Source organism: Thioclava sp. 'Guangxiensis', assembly GCF_045348365.1.
In the GTDB taxonomy this organism is placed as follows: Bacteria; Pseudomonadota; Alphaproteobacteria; order Rhodobacterales; family Rhodobacteraceae; genus Thioclava; species Thioclava kandeliae.
The window spans coordinates 567,910-584,320 of record NZ_CP155824.1 but is presented as its reverse complement, the minus strand read 5'-3'; the positions used below and the strand labels follow the sequence as shown (position 1 = coordinate 584,320).

15 protein-coding genes are annotated in these 16,411 nt (G+C 64.0%); 12 read left to right on the top strand and 3 right to left on the bottom strand.

All coding sequences use genetic code 11. From position 1 onward, the window contains the following. The first annotated feature begins 3 nt into the window (after positions 1–3). The 6 genes from ABEB22_RS19980 (at position 4) to ABEB22_RS19955 (ending at position 7,080) form a co-directional block, all read left to right on the top strand. Complete coding sequence (locus tag ABEB22_RS19980) at positions 4–1,014, top strand: Gfo/Idh/MocA family oxidoreductase (RefSeq protein WP_349295089.1); 1,011 nt, start codon at positions 4–6, stop codon at positions 1,012–1,014. 22 nt (positions 1,015–1,036) lie between these two features. Continuing rightward, the gene (locus ABEB22_RS19975; RefSeq protein ID WP_349295088.1) at positions 1,037–1,837 is read left to right on the top strand and encodes a TIM barrel protein; all 801 of its coding nucleotides are present in this window, start codon (positions 1,037–1,039) and stop codon (positions 1,835–1,837) included. Positions 1,838–1,934: 97 nt separating this feature from the next. Beyond that, positions 1,935–3,860 carry a 5-dehydro-2-deoxygluconokinase gene (iolC, locus tag ABEB22_RS19970; protein ID WP_349295087.1) on the top strand — a complete coding sequence of 642 codons (1,926 nt, stop codon included), beginning with the start codon at positions 1,935–1,937 and terminating at the stop codon, positions 3,858–3,860. A gap of 119 nt (positions 3,861–3,979) precedes the next feature. Next, the gene (gene iolD, locus ABEB22_RS19965; protein ID WP_349295086.1) at positions 3,980–5,842 is read left to right on the top strand and encodes a 3D-(3,5/4)-trihydroxycyclohexane-1,2-dione acylhydrolase (decyclizing); all 1,863 of its coding nucleotides are present in this window, start codon (positions 3,980–3,982) and stop codon (positions 5,840–5,842) included. A gap of 95 nt (positions 5,843–5,937) precedes the next feature. After that, positions 5,938–6,864, top strand: a complete 927-nt coding sequence (gene iolE, locus ABEB22_RS19960) for a myo-inosose-2 dehydratase (protein WP_339115142.1) — start codon at positions 5,938–5,940, stop codon at positions 6,862–6,864. A 3-nt stretch (positions 6,865–6,867) separates the two neighbouring features. Beyond that, positions 6,868–7,080, top strand: coding sequence for a hypothetical protein (locus ABEB22_RS19955; protein WP_349295085.1), 213 nt, complete (start codon positions 6,868–6,870; stop codon positions 7,078–7,080). A 34-nt stretch (positions 7,081–7,114) separates the two neighbouring features. Here ABEB22_RS19955 and ABEB22_RS19950 read toward each other — a convergent pair whose 3' ends face one another. Continuing rightward, complete coding sequence (locus tag ABEB22_RS19950) at positions 7,115–8,158, bottom strand: LacI family DNA-binding transcriptional regulator (RefSeq protein WP_349295084.1); 1,044 nt, start codon at positions 8,156–8,158, stop codon at positions 7,115–7,117. Between the two features lie 77 nt (positions 8,159–8,235). Between ABEB22_RS19950 and ABEB22_RS19945 the strand changes: the two genes are divergently transcribed. The 6 genes from ABEB22_RS19945 (at position 8,236) to ABEB22_RS19920 (ending at position 15,062) form a co-directional block, all read left to right on the top strand. After that, positions 8,236–9,249 (top strand): Gfo/Idh/MocA family oxidoreductase, encoded by a 1,014-nt coding sequence (locus tag ABEB22_RS19945; RefSeq protein WP_349295083.1) that lies wholly within the window; start codon positions 8,236–8,238, stop codon positions 9,247–9,249. 1 nt (position 9,250) lies between these two features. Next, complete coding sequence (gene iolE / locus ABEB22_RS19940; protein ID WP_349295082.1) at positions 9,251–10,150, top strand: myo-inosose-2 dehydratase; 900 nt, start codon at positions 9,251–9,253, stop codon at positions 10,148–10,150. A 10-nt stretch (positions 10,151–10,160) separates the two neighbouring features. After that, positions 10,161–11,321, top strand: coding sequence for a Gfo/Idh/MocA family oxidoreductase (locus ABEB22_RS19935; protein WP_349295081.1), 1,161 nt, complete (start codon positions 10,161–10,163; stop codon positions 11,319–11,321). Continuing rightward, a complete protein-coding gene (locus ABEB22_RS19930) occupies positions 11,321–12,376 on the top strand; it encodes a Gfo/Idh/MocA family oxidoreductase (RefSeq protein WP_349295080.1) in 1,056 nt (351 codons plus the stop codon). Before ABEB22_RS19935 ends, ABEB22_RS19930 begins: the two co-directional genes overlap by 1 nt. A gap of 194 nt (positions 12,377–12,570) precedes the next feature. Next, on the top strand, positions 12,571–12,942 hold the full coding sequence (locus ABEB22_RS19925; RefSeq protein WP_339115135.1) for a hypothetical protein: 372 nt from the start codon (positions 12,571–12,573) through the stop codon (positions 12,940–12,942). Beyond that, positions 12,939–15,062 (top strand): pyrroloquinoline quinone-dependent dehydrogenase, encoded by a 2,124-nt coding sequence (locus ABEB22_RS19920; protein ID WP_349295079.1) that lies wholly within the window; start codon positions 12,939–12,941, stop codon positions 15,060–15,062. The genes ABEB22_RS19925 and ABEB22_RS19920 overlap by 4 nt, the downstream gene beginning before the upstream one ends. Positions 15,063–15,162: 100 nt before the next feature. Here the strand turns inward: ABEB22_RS19920 and ABEB22_RS19915 are convergent, their stop codons facing one another. Further along, a complete protein-coding gene (locus ABEB22_RS19915; RefSeq protein WP_349295078.1) occupies positions 15,163–15,507 on the bottom strand; it encodes an EthD domain-containing protein in 345 nt (114 codons plus the stop codon). Between the two features lie 24 nt (positions 15,508–15,531). Next, positions 15,532–16,347 carry an antibiotic biosynthesis monooxygenase gene (locus ABEB22_RS19910; protein WP_339115132.1) on the bottom strand — a complete coding sequence of 272 codons (816 nt, stop codon included), beginning with the start codon at positions 16,345–16,347 and terminating at the stop codon, positions 15,532–15,534. Positions 16,348–16,411 lie beyond the last annotated feature (64 nt).

Here is a 16,411-nt window from a genome sequence, read left to right as displayed (position 1 = left end):
CCTATGACCGTAAGAGTAGGTGTTATCGGCACCGGCATGATCGGGCGCGATCATACGCGCCGTCTGCAACAGGTTCTGGCAGGGGCCCACGTGGTGGCGCTGGCCGATTACAGTTTCGATGCGGCCCGCGCCGCGCAGGCCGATCTCGCGCCCGAAGCCACCGTCTATGCCACGGGCGAGGAGCTGATCGCAGCTGCGGATGTGGACGCCATCCTCGTCACCTCGACAGGCTCGACCCATGAGGCCTATGTTCTGGCCGCGATTGCCGCGGGCAAACCCTGTTTCTGCGAGAAGCCGCTGGCCACGACCGCCGAGGGGGCCAAGCGCATCGTCGATGCGGAAGTGGCGCATGGAAAGCGCCTCGTGCAGGTCGGGTTCATGCGCCGCTACGATGCGGGCTACCGGATGCTCAAGGAGGTGGTCGATACGCAGATCGGCACACCGCTGATGGTCCATGCCGCCCATCGCAACCCGTCCGTGCCCGAAGCCTATCTGACGCCGATGGCGATCCATGACACGCTGATCCACGAGATCGATGTGCTGCGCTGGCTGCTGGATGATGACTATGTCTCGGCGCAGGTGGTGTTCCCGCGCGCCTCCTCGAAGGCCCATGCCAAGCTGCGCGATCCGCAGGTGGTTCTGCTGGAAACGGCCAAAGGCGTGCGGATCGATGTCGAGGTCTTCGTGAATTGCACCTATGGCTATGACATCCAGTGTCAGGTCGTGGGCGAGGAGGGGCTTGCCAATCTGCCCGAGCCGATGGCCATCACCAAGCGTCTGGGTGCCGAGCTGAAGAACGATATCCTGACCGACTGGAAGGACCGTTTCGTCGCGAGCTATGATGTCGAGCTGAAGGACTTCATCGCGGCCGCGCAGGCGGGCACCGCCTCGGGACCCTCGGCATGGGATGGCTATGTCGCGGCGATCACCTCCGATGCCTGCGTCACCGCACAGGATAACGAGGGCACGATCATCCCGATCACCCTGCCAACCCGCCCCGCTCTCTATAACTGAACCCTTTGCCAAAGGTGAGATCATGCGTTTTGCACTCAATCATATCTGCACACCGAAACTGTCGCTGGCCGAATTCTTTGCGCTGTGCCGCCGTCAGGGCGTGACCGAGGTCGAGATCCGTAACGACATTCCCGATATCCTGGGCACGATGGCCCCCGCCGAGGTGCGGGCGCTGGCCGAGGAATACGGGATCACGATCCTCTCGATCAACGCGCTCTATCCGTTCAATGCCTGGTCGGGCGACCTGCCTGCCCGTGCCGAGGCGATGGCCGATTATGCCGCCTCCTGCGGGGCTAAGGCGCTGGTGATGTGCCCGCTCAATGACGGCACGCCGGTCTCCTTCGAGGACACCGTCGCGGCGCTCCAGGCCATGAAACCGGTGCTCGAGGCGCGCGGCCTCACGGGGCTTGTCGAGCCGCTGGGCTTTCCGGTCTCCTCGCTGCGTCTGAAATCGGTGGCGGTGAAGGCCATCGAGGCGGCGGATGGCATGGGCACCTACAAACTGATGCATGACACCTTCCACCATCATCTGGCCTCCGAGACCGAGTTCTTCCCCGAAATCACCGGTCTGGTGCATCTGTCGGGCGTGGCCGATCCGGAGGTGGCCGTCGAGGATATGCTCGATGCACATCGGGTGCATGTCGATGGCGCAGACCGGCTCGAAAATATCGCCCAGATCCGCAAGCTGATCGAGCTTGGCTATCAGGGAGCCTTCTCCGTCGAGCCTTTCGCGGAGGAGGTGCATCTGGCCAAGGATCCCGAGGCGCAGATTGCGGCGAGCCTTGCCTATATGCGCGAGGCAGTCGCCGCCGCGGATGCCTGAAACGCGGTATCACCGCAGGTAAAAGCCCGGTCGGAAGCGTGGTCCTCCGGTCGGCCTAGGGGCCTCACCAGCGCCCTGCAAGAATTGGACGGACATTATGAAACCATTGGATGTAATTACGATTGGTCGCGCTGGCGTTGACCTTTACGGCTCTCAGGTTGGGGGTCGTCTGGAGGATATGGGGTCATTTGAGAAATATATTGGCGGGTCTCCGACGAATATCGCCTGCGGGACGGCGCGTCTTGGGTTGAACTCGGGTCTGATCACGCGGGTTGGCGACGAGCATATGGGTCGGTTCATCCGCGAGGAGTTGGTGCGTCACGGGGTGAATGTCGAGGGTGTGACCACGGATCCCGAGCGTCTGACGGCGCTGGTGATTCTGGGGATCCGCGACGAGGAGCAATTCCCGCTGATCTTCTACCGCGAGAACTGCGCGGATATGGCGCTGTGCGAGGATGACATCTCGGAAGATCTGATCGGGCGCACGCGCTCGGTGGTGGCGACGGGCACGCATCTGTCGAACCCCAAGACGGAAGCGGCGACGCTGAAAGCGCTGGCGCTGGCGCGCAAACACGGTGCGCAGACGGCGCTCGATATCGATTACCGCCCCAATCTCTGGGGGGTTGCGGGCCATGGCGATGGCGAGAGCCGCTTTGTGGAAAGCGCCGAAGTGACGGCCAAGTTGCAGAAGTCCTTGCATTATTTCGACCTGATCGTGGGCACCGAGGAAGAGTTCCATATCGCGGGTGGCACGACCGATACGATCGCGGCGCTCAAGGCGGTGCGGGCGGTGTCGAATGCGACGCTGATCTGCAAACGCGGGGCGGCGGGGGCTGCGGCCTTTGAAGGCGCGATCCCCGAGAGCCTTGACGAGGGCCAGACGGGCCCGGGCTTCCCGATCGAGGTGTTCAATGTGCTGGGCGCGGGCGACGGGTTCTTCTCCGGCCTCCTGAAGGGCTGGCTCGATGGCGAGACCTGGCCGAAGGCGCTCGAATATGCCAATGCCTGCGGGGCCTTTGCGGTCTCGCGCCATGGCTGCACGCCGGCCTATCCCTCGCTCGAGGAGCTGGAGTTCTTCCTGAGCCGCGGCGTGATCCAGCCCGATCTGCGCAATGATGCCGAGCTCGAGCAGATCCACTGGGCAACCAACCGCCATCGCAGCCATGGCGGCGACTTCTCCGAGATGCGGGTGTTCGCCTTCGATCACCGGATGCAGCTCGAGGAGATGGAGGGCTATACGCTGAAAAAAGGCGGGGCCTTCAAGGAGCTGTGCCTCGAGGCCGCACTCAAGGTGCAGGATGGCCGTCCGGGCTATGGGATCCTGTGCGACAACCGCATCGGGCGCCATGCGCTGCATGCGGCCTCGGGCACGGGCCTGTGGATCGGGCGTCCCTGCGAATGGCCTGGTTCCCGTCCGCTGACGCTGGAGCCGGAACTGGGCGATGATTGCGGCGGCCTGAAGGAATGGGCGCGCGAGAATGTGGTGAAGGTTCTGGTGTTCTGCCATCCCGATGATGATGCGCAGACCTGGGCCAGGCAGCTCGACAGCGTCAAGAAACTCTACGCGGCCTCGCGCCGCAACAATCTCGAGTTCCTCCTCGAGATCATCCCCTCCAAGGTGGCTGCGGTGACCGATGACACCACGGCTATCCTGATCCGGCGGTTCTATGCGGAAGGGATCTATCCCGACTGGTGGAAGCTGGAGCCGATGGCATCGCAGACCGGATGGGCCAAGGCCTGCGATGCCATCGAGGAGCATGACCGCCACACCCGCGGGATCGTGGTTCTGGGGCTGGATGCGCCGGAGGCGGAACTGGCGGCAAGCTTCGAGGTGGCCGCAGGCTTCCCGCTGGTGAAAGGCTTTGCCGTGGGCCGGACGATCTTCGGGTCGGTGGCGCGCGACTGGCTGGCGGGGCGGATGGATGACGAGGAGGCGGTTGCCGAGATGGCCACGCGCTACACCCGTCTGGCCGGGATCTGGGACAAGGCCCGCGCGGCAGCGACCTCTGTGGCTGCCGAATAATCGAAAGGACCGGCGCGCCCCATCGGGGGCGCAGCCCGCGATGCGCGCCCGCAGGTGGCTCGATGCCGCCAAGGGCGCGGCCCCCCACAGGGCGGGGCGTATAACAAAGGAAGAAGAGTATGGGCACGATCCGCATGACGGCCGCACAGGCCATGGTAAAATGGCTGAGCGTTCAGCTGACGCCCGAGGGCGAACGGTATATCGAGGGGATCTGGGCGATCTTCGGCCATGGCAATGTGGCGGGTCTGGGTCAGGCGCTCGAGGAGATCGGCGAGGCCTTCCCGACCTGGCGCGGGCAGAACGAGCAGACCATGGCGCATGCGGGTCTGGCCTATACCAAGGGCATGGGCCGCACCCGCGCGCATGCGGTGACCTCCTCGATCGGGCCGGGCTCGACGAACCTCGTGACGGCGGCGGCGCTGGCGCATGTGAACCGTCTGCCGATCCTTCTGATCCCGGGCGATGTCTTCGCCAATCGCCGCCCCGATCCGGTGCTGCAGCAGGTCGAAGGCTTCGAGGATGGCACGATCTCGGCCAATGACTGCCTGCGCCCCGTCTCGCGCTATTATGACCGGATCACGCGGCCCGAGCATCTCCTGACGGCGCTGCCCCGCGCATTGGCCACGATGACCGATCCTGCCTCGGCAGGCCCTGTCACGCTGGCCTTCTGTCAGGATGTGCAATCGGAAGCCTTCGATTACCCCGAAGCGTTCTTCACCCCCCGCACCTGGCATATCCGCCGCCCCGCGCCCGATGCGCGCGAGCTCGATCATGCCATCGCGATGATCCGCGCGGCCAAGGCCCCTGTGATCGTGGCCGGCGGCGGGGTGATCTATTCGCAGGCCGAGGCCACGCTGGCCGGGTTCGCCAGCCGCCACAACATCCCCGTGGTCGAGACGCAGGCGGGCAAATCGGCGCTCTCGCAATTCCACCCGATGAACTTCGGGGCGAGCGGCGTCGACGGCTCGGCGGCGGCCAATGCCGCAAGCCAGCGCGCCGATCTGGTGATCGGTGTGGGCACGCGCCTGCAGGACTTCACCACCGGCTCGCGCACGCTCTTTGCGAACCCGCAAGCGAAACTCCTCTCGATCAACGTCGCCGCTTATGATGCCATGAAGCACGGCGCCGAGCCCCTGATGGCCGATGCGAAAGTGGCGCTCGAAGCGCTGACCGAAGGCCTCGGCGCCTACCGCGCCGAGGATGCCGATCAGGCCGCCCGCGAGGATTGGCTGAAGGCCGTGACCCATCACTGCCGCGACCGCTCGGAGGAGCGGGGCGCGGGCGAGCTGCCGCTCGATGCGGAAGTCATCGGCGCGGTGCAGCGCGCGGCCCCCGAGGCCGTTGTGATGTGTGCCGCAGGCACCATGCCGGGCGCGCTGAAGCTCCTCTGGCAGCCCACTCAAGGCGGCTATCACATGGAATACGGCTATAGCTGCATGGGCTACGAGGTCGCAGGCGGCATGGGGCTGAAGCTCGCGAACCCCGACCGCGAGGTGATCTGCTTCGTGGGCGATGGCTCCTATATGCTGGCCAATTCCGAGCTGGCCACTGCCGTCATGCGCCGCATCCCCTTCACCGTGGTGCTGACCGATAATGCGGGCTATGGCTGCATCAACCGGCTGCAGACGCTGGGCTGTGGCGGCAACCCGTTCAACAACATGTATGTGAACTGCAATATCGAGGCGCAGCCGCAGATCGATTATGTGATGCATGCGGCCTCGATGGGCGCGCATGCGGTGAAGGCACGCGATATCAAGGATCTGGAAGCGCAACTGGCGGCCGCCCGCACGCGCGATATCCCCACCGTCATCGTGATCGACACCACCGCGAAAGACTTCCCCGGCACCGGCATCGAGACCACGGCAGGCCACGCCGGCCACTTCTGGGACGTCGCCGTCCCCGCAACAGGCCACGCCCCGAACCGCCCCGCAGCCTACCAACGCTACCTCGAAAATACCGCCAAACAACGGCTCGTGAACTAACCACCGGCGCGGCAGGCGGACCCTATGGGGACGCCTGCGCCGCGCGAGGGGGTTCGATGCCCCCGAGCGCGGCCCCTACCCATAAGGAGATCCCCATGATCAAATTCGGCACCAACCCCATCGCCTGGGCCAATGACGACGACCAGTCCATCGGCGCGGATATCCCCACCGCGCGCATCCTCGAGGAGGCGGGCCGCCTCATCGGCTTCGACGGTATCGAGAACGGCCACCGCTGGCCACAGGACGACGCGGAGGCCCTGCGCGCCCTGCTGGCCGGATATGGCCTCGCCTTCATCTCCGGCTGGTATTCGACCGAACTCCTGACCCGCTCGGTCGAGGCGGAGATCGAGGCCGTCCAGCCCCATCTGGCCAAGCTCAAACATAATGGCTGCAAGGTCTGCATCGTCTGCGAATGCTCCAACACCGTCCATGGGCGCCCCGATGTGCCGGTCAATGACCGCCCCAAACTCAGCGCCGCCGAGATGAGCGCGTTCGGCGCCAAGATGGAAGCCTTCGCCGCCTATCTCGCAACCCAGGGCATCCGGCTTGCCTATCACCACCATATGGGGACCGTGGTCGAGAGCCCCGCCGAGATCGACGCCTTCATGGCCGCGACGGGCCCCGCCACGCATCTTCTCTTCGATGCGGGCCATTGCACCTTCGGCGGCGGCAATCCCGAGGAAGTGCTTGCCCGCCATATCACGCGCGTCGCCCATTTCCACGCCAAGAATATCCGCCCCGAGATCACCGCGAAGGTCCGTGCCGAGAACCTGTCCTTCCTGCAGGGCGTGCTGGCCGGCGCCTTCACCGTGCCCGGCGATCAGGAGGGTGCCGTCGACTTCACGCCGCTTCTCACGATCCTCGCGCAGAACGGCTATGACGGATGGATCGTCATCGAGGCAGAGCAGGACCCCCATATCCGAAACCCGCTCCTCTACCAGACCCTCGGCCTCCACACCCTCAAACGCATCGCAAACGAGGTCGGCCTGACAAACACCCAAAAACAACCGGTCGAGGCCTGAGGGGTGCTCGATCTCGAACATCTCTTTGCCTTTGATCACCCGATCTATCGACCGCTCTGGATGCGCCTTGGTCTGGTGGCGCTCTGCCTCGGCTGGGCGGTGTTCGAGGCGCTGACCGGAAGCGCGGGCTGGGCCATCCTTTTTGGGGCCTGTGGTGCCTATCTGGGGTGGCGGCTGTTGCTGCGCCACAGTTCAGGGAAAGACCGGCAGACCTGACAGAGGGGGGGAGCCGGAGCCGGTTCCCCCGCCGCTACAGATGTTCACGCAGATAGATGCGCAGCGGCGTTTCCATCTCGAGGCCTCCCGGCTCGCTGCGCCCGAAAATAATCGCGATCTGGCGTAGCGCGGTTTCGACCTCGACCGCCGGCTCCTGATCGATCAACGCATCGATTATCCCCTCCGCCAGCAGTCTGCGCCGCTCGGGGGTCAACTCATGCGCGATTACCACGGGCCGGGCCGCGCCTCGATAGTGGAGGGCGAGCGCCTGCGCAATTTCCTTCACGGCGGCCGAGGCACAGTAGATTGCCGCGATATCGGGCTCGGCACGCAAGGCCGCATGCAGGAAATGCGCGGCCCGCTCGACCCCGTCTCCCATCTCGACAATATCGAGGAGCTGGGCGCGCGGATAATGCTCTGCCAGCGCGTCGCGGATGCCCTCACAGCGCTCGGTCTGGCCGATCATTGACAGATGCCCCGCCATCACCAACACCTTTCCCCCGTGCCGCCCCAGAAACCGTCCCGTCAACTCGCCCGCGATACGCCCCGCGCGGTAGTTATCGGGACCGATATAGATGGCATGTGGCGCACCGACATCGCTGGCCAGCGTGATCACGGGCTGGCCCGAGGCGGCACGGGCTTCCAGAAAGGCAGCAATGGAGGGGGTGTCGGGCAGGCAGGTGATCAGCGCCTCATGGCTGGCCGAGGCCTTGCGAAGCGCCTTGAGCGTGCTGGTCGCATCGCGCGGATCGGCATGGTGGATACGGCTTTGCAGGTTGAACGGATTGGGCCCATGGTTCTGGGCGCGGAAAGCCGCTGCCAGACTGGCATGGAATGGGTTAGTGCCCGGTTGCAGGAACACGGCGACCCGCAGGGTGCGCGCGGCCCGCAGATCAAGTGCGCGATCCAGTTTCAGCCGCCTTGCGGCCTCCAATACGCGCCGCTCCTTATCCTCGCCCACGCCCCCACGATTGTTGAGCACACGGTCCACGGTTGCTGCCGAGACGCCGGCGTCTCGGGCAACATCGGCGGCAGTGGCCTTGCGGGTCATGAGCAACTCGATCTGATGAAATCTCATCAAAATCTGGTCTATGTGGCAGCTTCGTGCAAGCCTAATCTTTGCCCAAGGCCGGGAGGGCCTGAGGGAGAAAGACCATGACCAGACTTGCCTGTTTCGGGGCAGGGCGCATCGGACAGATCCATGCGCTGAACGCTGCGCGCTTGCCGGATGTCTCGCTTGTAGCGATTGCCGATCCGATCGACAGCCCCGCGCGTGCACAGCTTTGTGCGGCGACAGGGGCACAATTGCGCGCCACACAGGACATCTTCGATGATCCTGACATTGATGGCGTGATCATCGCCAGTTCCACCGACAGCCACGTCGACCTGCTGCGGCTTGCGGCCCAGACCGGCAAGGCGGTCTTCTGCGAGAAGCCGATCAGTCTGGATTTCGCGCTGTCCGAGCAGGTGACACAGGCGGTCGAGGCGTCGGGGATCAGGTGCATGATGGGGTTCCAGCGCCGCTATGATGCCAGCTTCCGGGCCCTGCGCGAGCGGATCGCGTCGGGCGAGGCGGGGCGGCTCGAACAGCTGAGCATGTGGTCGCGAGATCCCGCGCCGCCGCCGCGCGCCTATGTGGAACGCTCGGGCGGCATGTTCCGCGACAGCTCGATCCATGATGCCGATATGGTGCGCTATATGATGGACGAGGAGATCGCCACCGTCTATGCGGTAGGCGCCTGCCTGATCTCCGAGGAGATCGGGGCGGCGGGCGATGTAGATAGCCTGATGATCACGATGACCACCGTTTCGGGGCGACAGGCCCAGATCACCGGGTGCCGCCGTGGTCCGATGGGCTTCGACCAGAGGCTCGAGGCGCTCTGCTCACATGAGGTACTTTCGATCGCCAACCAGCCGCAGCACCATATGGTCGTGTCGACCCGTTCGGGCGCGTTGAGCGCGCCGCCAGAAGCCTATTTCCTCGAGCGTTTCGCGCAGGCCTATCGCGACGAGATGGTGGATTTCGTGGCAATGATCCGCGACGCCCATGTGCCGCTGGCCGGTATCCGCGACGGGTTCGAGGCGCAGCGTCTGGTCGAGGCTGCAATACGTTCGATGTGCGAAGGTCGTGCGGTCGATCTGCGCCAACCCCAGCTGGAGGAGGTCTGAGATGGGGCTTCCACAAGGTGTCAAACTGGGTGTGAGCCCCCTGAGCTGGGCCAATGACGTGCTCGAAGATCTGGGCGCGGATATCCCGCTCTCGACCTGCCTGAACGACGCCGCGGAGACGGGGTATCAGGGCATCGAGCTTGGCCGCAAATTTCCGCGTGATGCGGCAGTTCTCGGCCCGCTTCTGGCGGATTACGGGCTCGATCTGGCCTCGGGCTGGTATTCGGGCGAGCTGGCCCTGCGGGGCGTGGACGAAGAACTGGCGGCAGTCGGGCGACATGCGCGGCTTTTGCAGGCGATGGGGGCCCGGGTGATGGTCTATGGCGAGGTCGCGATGATGGCCGAGCCTGACGCGCTCGATCAGCCGATGTCGCGGCGCGTGCTGATGTCGACATCCGATCGGCGCGCCTATGCCGAGCGTCTGACGCGGTTCGCGGACGCCTTGCAGACGCGTTACGGGCTGCGGCTGGCCTATCACCACCACCTGATGATGGTGGCCGAGACCTATGAGGAAGTGGCCGAGATTTTTGCCCGGTCCGGCCCCGAACTGGGGCTGCTTATCGATACCGGCCATGCGGCGGGGGCGGGCTATGCGTATGGCCGCCTGATCTCTGACTTCGGTCAGAGAATATGCCACATCCATCTCAAGGACATGCGCCCCGAGGTGATGGCCCGTGTGCGGCGTGGCGACCTCAGCTTCAATGCGGGCGTGCGCGCGGGCATGTTTACCGTGCCGGGCGATGGCTGCATCGATTTCGGGCCGCTTGCGCGCTTTGTGCGCGAGAGCGGCTATCAGGGTTGGCTGGTGGTCGAGGCCGAGCAGGATCCCGCCAAGGTGCCGCCGCGACCCGCGGTCACGGCCGCCCGTGAATATATTCTTTCCCAGTTCGTTCCGGCATGAGGAGGCCGCAATGACCAAGACACTCAAAATCGGGTTGATCGGTTCGGGGTTTATGGGCCAGGCCCATGCCGATGCCTTCCGCCGTGCGGCAATGCTCTATCCCGATCTGCCCGCCCAGCCCGAACTCTATATGCTCGCCGATGCCACAGAGACACTTGCGGCCAAGGCCGCGGCACGGTTCGGATTTGCCCGCTCGACGGGTGACTGGCGTCAGCTGGTGTCCGATCCCGAGGTCGATATCGTCGATATTACCTCGCCCAATGCGCTCCATCACGAGATGGCATTGGCCGCTATTGCCACAGGAAAACATGTCTATTGCGAGAAGCCCCTCTCGGTGACGGTGGCAGAGGCCGAGGAGATGGAGGACGCCGCGCGCCGCGCGGGGGTAAAGACAATGGTGGCCTTCAACAATATCAAGACGCCGGCCGCGATGCTGGCCAAGCAGTTGATCGAGGCGGGAGAGATAGGCCAGCCGATGCGCTTTCGAGGCTGGTTCGATCAGGGCTTCTTCAACGACCCCGATCTGCCCTTTTCGTGGCGCTGCACACGGCGCGAGGCGGGCACCGGTGCGCTTGGCGATCTGGGCAGTCATGTGATTTCGGTGGCGCAATATCTGATGGGGCCTGTGGCCGAGACCATCGCACAGGCACAGACCTATTTCCCGACACGCCCCGAGCCGCAGGGCGCGGGCGGCTATTCGGCCCGTGCGGGCGCGGACGCCCCGCGCCGCGAGGTGGAGAACGAGGACCAGATCCAGACCATGATCCGCTTCGCCTCTGGCGCGGGCGGCACGATCGAGGCCAGCCGTGTGAGCGCGGGCAAGGTCTTTGGGGTCTATTGGGAAATCTCGGGCACCAAAGGCACGATCCTGATGGATGGTGAGCGGTTCAACGAACTCAAGGTCGCACGCTTCGATGACCCCAAACCTGATCGCGGCTTCAAGACGCTTCTGGCAGGCTCGCAGGTGCCGCAATTCTCGGCTTTCTTCCCCTTCGATTTTGCAGGCGGGGGGCTGGGCTATTTCGATGTGAAGGTGATCGAGGTCCGCGATCTGATCGATGGGATCTGCGGGCAGGCCTGCTATCCCGATTTTGCCTTCGGACTGGAAAACCAGCGGATCGTCGATGCGATGGACCGGTCCCTGACAAGCCGTAAATGGGAGACACTCTGATGACCGATTTTCCGCAGACCCTGCCCGCGTCCCGTATCCCCGATCCGATGGCGGCGCCCGCGCTCCGATGGGGGGTGCTCGGCACCGGCTGGATTGCCGAGCAGTTCATTGCCTCGACCCGTGCCCATACGCGCCAGATCTTTGCTGCCGTGGGCTCGCGCAGCCTCGATAAGGCGCAGGATTTTGCAAGCAGATGGGAGATCGAGACGGCGCATGGTTCCTATACCTCGCTGGTCAATGATCCGAGCCTTGATGTGATCTATGTGGCCAGTCCGCATAACCTGCATTTCGAGCATGTGATGCTGGCGCTCGGGGCCGGTAAGCATGTGCTGGTGGAAAAGCCGATGGCGATGTCCCAGAGCCAGGGCCGGCAGATGGCGGAACTGGCGCAACGCAAGGGGCTGTTTCTGGCCGAGGCTCTCTGGACCTATTTCCTGCCGAAATTCGATGTGATCGACCAGCTTCTGGCGGCGGGAACCCTGGGCGAGATCAAGTCGGTCCAGACCGATTATGGCGAGTATTTCACCCGTGACCACCGCATCTTCAACCCGGCGCTCGCAGGCGGCCCGCTGATGGATCTGGGCACCTACCCGCTGTCGCTGATCACCCGCCTGATGGGGGCGCCCGCGACGTTGGTGGGGCAGAAACAGATGGACGAGAGCGGGGTCCATGGGCAGCTCTCGCTGATGATGGCCGATCACGCGGGCAATCAGGCGACGCTTTCCACCTCGCTTTACGGCTTCACGCCCACGAATGCGGTGATCGTGGGAACCAAAGCCACGCTGCGCTTCGGGTCCGAATTCAACCTGCCGGGGCCGTTCACGCTGGCTTCCGCCGATGGCGCATCTGTGTTGACATGGGACGAGCCGCGGGGGCGCCATTTCGAGGGGCTGTTCTATGAGGCCGCCGAGGTTGCGCGCTGTATTGCGGCGGGGCAGAGCGAAACCCCCAAACGGCCGCTCGATACGTCGCTCATGATGCTGGGAACGCTTGATCGGGTGATCGCGACATTGGGGCTCGAGTATCTTGCAACGGCAGAAGAAGTGATGTCCTGACGCAGAAGGCATTGCGGGGAAGGGGGGCTGGCTTGCAGCCCCTTTTCGCATCTGCCGGAGGCCGCTTTTCTGACGCGGGGCAAGAAGCTTACTTCAGGTTCCATCATTTTTTATGGATCCAATCGTGATCGGCTGCGTTCCGCCATCTGTATGTCAAATTGACATGTCGGGCTATTTTGGCGGAGGAGGACGTGATGGGTAGCGCATATTCATCGGAGCGCCCGCGCACGATCGGGATCGTGGCAGGCGGGCTGGGCGGTGCCGTTGTGGCGGTTTGGAATTTCATGACGCCGCTTACAGGGGTGACCGGAACCTTCGGGGCGGGGCTGGTGATCGCCAGCTCGATCCTGATCGTGATTGCGGGGCTCTGGATCCAGATCACGCGCCCGGGCGGGCTTCGGCTGGTGCTGCGTATCCTCGTGGCGCTCGGCGCGCTAGGGACAGCGGCTGCAGGGTATTTCCTGCATGAATGGTGGTTGATCGTGGCGATGGTCGTCGTCGCGCTTGGCTTGATTTATGATCTGCGCGCGGGCCGCTCGCTGCGCAAAAGCGAGGTGATGGCATGATGCGCGCGACACAGACCGCAACGCTGGCCCTGCTGGCGCTCACTCTGCCATGGGCGGCCATAGCACAGGAGACGCAAACGCCCGCAGCGCCCTCCGATTCGCCGCCCGCGCAGGAGGCCGCATCTCAGGACGGCGCGGACCAGAGCAGCGATCCGGGGGCCGATGAGGACAGCCCCGCGGCCCCGGTGCAGACTGCGCAGGACCGCTATCCGGGCGTGGCCGATCCGCTCTTCGCCGTCGAGACCCGCACGCGCAACGGCACGCCCCTTGTGCCCGAAACCGCCGGTTGGGACAGCTTCCACGGGCAGTTGAACGCCCAGAAATACTCTCCCCTGACCCAGATCACGCCCGAGAATGTGGGCAAGCTGGAAAAGGTCTGGGATCTGCATACGGGCGATGTCTCGGACGGCTCGGGAGACCAGCCCGCCACTGTCTGGTCGGCCACGCCGATCTTTGCCAATGACACGCTCTATATCGGCACGCCCTTCTACCGTATCCTCGCCCTCGATCCGGCGACGGGCGAGCAGAAATGGGCGTTCGACACCAAATCCAGGCTCGAGGCGCTTACCCAGCCCGCACTGAAGAACCGCGGCGTGGCCTATTGGCAGGCGGCAAACCCTGTCGAAGGCAAGATCTGCCAGAAGATCGTCTATATCGGGACGATGGATGCGCAGCTCTTCGCGGTCGATGCCGATAGCGGCAAATCCTGCCCCGATTTCGGCAAGGATGGCGTGCTGGATGTGAACCAGTGGAATACGGTCAATGACCGCTTCCCCTTCTCGGTGCTGCAGCCGCCAACGGTTGCGGGCGATCATGTGATCCTCGGCTGGGCGGGCAAGGACTGGGAATATGCCGAAGCCCCTCCGGGCGCGGTCTTCTCGGTCAATGCGCAGACCGGCAAGCTGGAATGGGCCTTCGAGACGCTGCCCGAGGATATCCGCCGCCAGACCGGCACCGCCAATGTCTGGACCGCCATGTCGGTCGATCTGGGGCTGAATATGGTCTATCTGCCGGTGGCCTCGCCCTCGCCCAATTACTGGGGCGGTAACCGCACGCAGGAGATCCCCTATGCGACCTCCACCACCGCGCTCGATCTTGATACCGGTGAGGTGGTCTGGTCGCGGCAATGGGTGCATCACGATATCTGGGATTATGACATAAACTCGGCCCCCACGCTGATGGATATCACGGTGGACGGCAAGGAGATCCCCGCGCTGATGCAGGCCACCAAGATGGGCTTCCTCTTTACCGTCAACCGTGCCACGGGCGAGGATGTCTGGCCCATCGAGGAGCGGCCCGTGCCGCAGGGCGATGGCTCGGTCGAGGGCGAATATTATGCGCCCACGCAACCTTTCCCCACCAAACCCGCGCCGCTTCTCGACCAGTCGGAAAAGCCCGAGGTCTGGGGGATCGCGGATCTTGTGTCGGGGGGCCAATGCTCAAAGCTCTTCGACAATCTCGATTATCGCGGGATGTATACGCCGCCCACCACCAAGGGCGAGGGGGTGCTGACCTATCCCGATAGCGCCGGTGGCGTGCAATGGGGCGGCGTGGCCTTCGACCCCGAAAGCCAGATCGCGGTCGTGAATACCTCGCATATCGTGCAGTATATCAAGCTCTATGACCGCGAGACCTATGATAAGGTCGCTGGTGGCTCGGGCAACGAGAACGGCTATTATCCGCAGCAGGGCGCGCCCTATGGGATGAGCCTGATGACGGCGCTGAACTGGCTCGGGATGCCCTGCTGGAAGCCGCCCTTTGGCGAGCTGGTGGCAATCGATATGCATACGGGCGATGTGAAATGGCGCAAGCCTCTGGGCAGCTCGCAGAAATACGGCTTCTTCATGCCCGAGAGCATGGGCTCGCCCACCATCGGCGGTCCTGCGGTGACCAAATCGGGGCTCGTATTTATCGGAGCCACGATGGATGCCAAGGCACGCGCCTTCGATCTGAACACGGGAGAGGAACTCTGGTCCTCGCAATTGCAGGCACCCGTGGTGGCCAACCCCGCGATCTACGAATATCAGGGGCGGCAATATGTGGCCTTCATCTCTGGCGGCAATTCGATCCTGAAACCCGCCGTGGGTGACCAGATCGCGGTCTATGCGCTGCCGCAGTAGCCCTGCATTGCACAGCTGAACACCGAAAGGGCCGCCCTCCGTGCCGGAGGGCGGCCCTTTCCCTATATTGCGGGGGCGCCTCACCCCTGCGGTTCCGCCGTCAGGCGATGATCTCGACCTGCTCGCCCACCTGTATCAGGGTATTGGCATGGTCGAGAAAGGTCGTCTCGTCGGGGAAGACGCTGCTCTTGTAGGTGTCGGAGCCGAGCACTGCCTGCATCCCCTCGGGGCTGTCGAACCAGATCTCTGCAGTGCCATCGAAATCGGCCGTCTCCACCGTGCCTTCGGGAGCGCTGATCGGATGGGTCTGGATATAGCGCAGCACATGGCGCTCGGCTTCGGGGATGGACCGGAAGAGCGGCCCGTGTGTGTGGATATGGTGTTCGACGAACTCGCTACGGGTCAGGGAAGGGAGACGTTTGAGAAACATCGTCATCTTGATCATGGGGCTTTCCTTTCGGTTGCAGGGTTATGGATGGGGCGTCCAGCGCGGCAGCGGCGGGGTGGCGCTATTGCCTGAAGGATAGGTCAGCAGTTCCACCAGCATCCCCCAAGGCGTGGTGCCATAGATGCCCGCATTGCCCGCGCCATCCTCGACACCCGAGAGTGGATGCGGTCCCGCCATCAGCGAACCGCCCGCCTGCGCGAAGCGCTCTGCGGCGGTGTCGATATCCTCGACATAGAGCCCGATATGGGTGATCCCGCGATCCTGCAGCCGCGCGGGTGCACGGCTTTCGCCATCGGCGATACAGAACATCTCGAGGCAGGGGCCATTTCCGATCCGCATGAGGCGCATATGGGTGACCTTGGTGCCTTCGGTCAGGCCCAGCTGTGCCTCTGGGTCCTTGCCTGCCATCGGGGGGGCATCGGCGGGCTGCACATCATAAAGCGTGACCGCGCCGAAAGCTTGGGTAAAGAAGCGCGTGGCCTCGGCCATATCCGGCACAGTTAGCCCGATATGATCGGTGCCGCGGATATCGGGATGGGCGGCCTCCTCCTTGGCAAAGCCTGTAAGCTCGGTCACCTCCGAGCCGCCATTCTCGACGATCTCTTCAAGAGCCGCGTTGAACTGCTGTGTGTGGGGCTGGGCAAGGTGATGCTCGAAGGCCTGATCGTCACGGTATTCCTCGATCATCACCACGGCGCCATCGCGCTCATGGCTGGCCTCGAAGCGCAGGTTGCCGGCTTCGGCGCGGACATTGCGGGCCAGCTCTGCCACGAGGGCCCTCAGGCGGTCCTCCTGCCCTGCAAGTGGCACGGCGCGGGCGGTCATCAATCTGGTCATCAGGGAGCTCCTTCCGTCGGGGTTGTATGTGTATTCCTACATTCACCCAACTCCGAAATAGAGA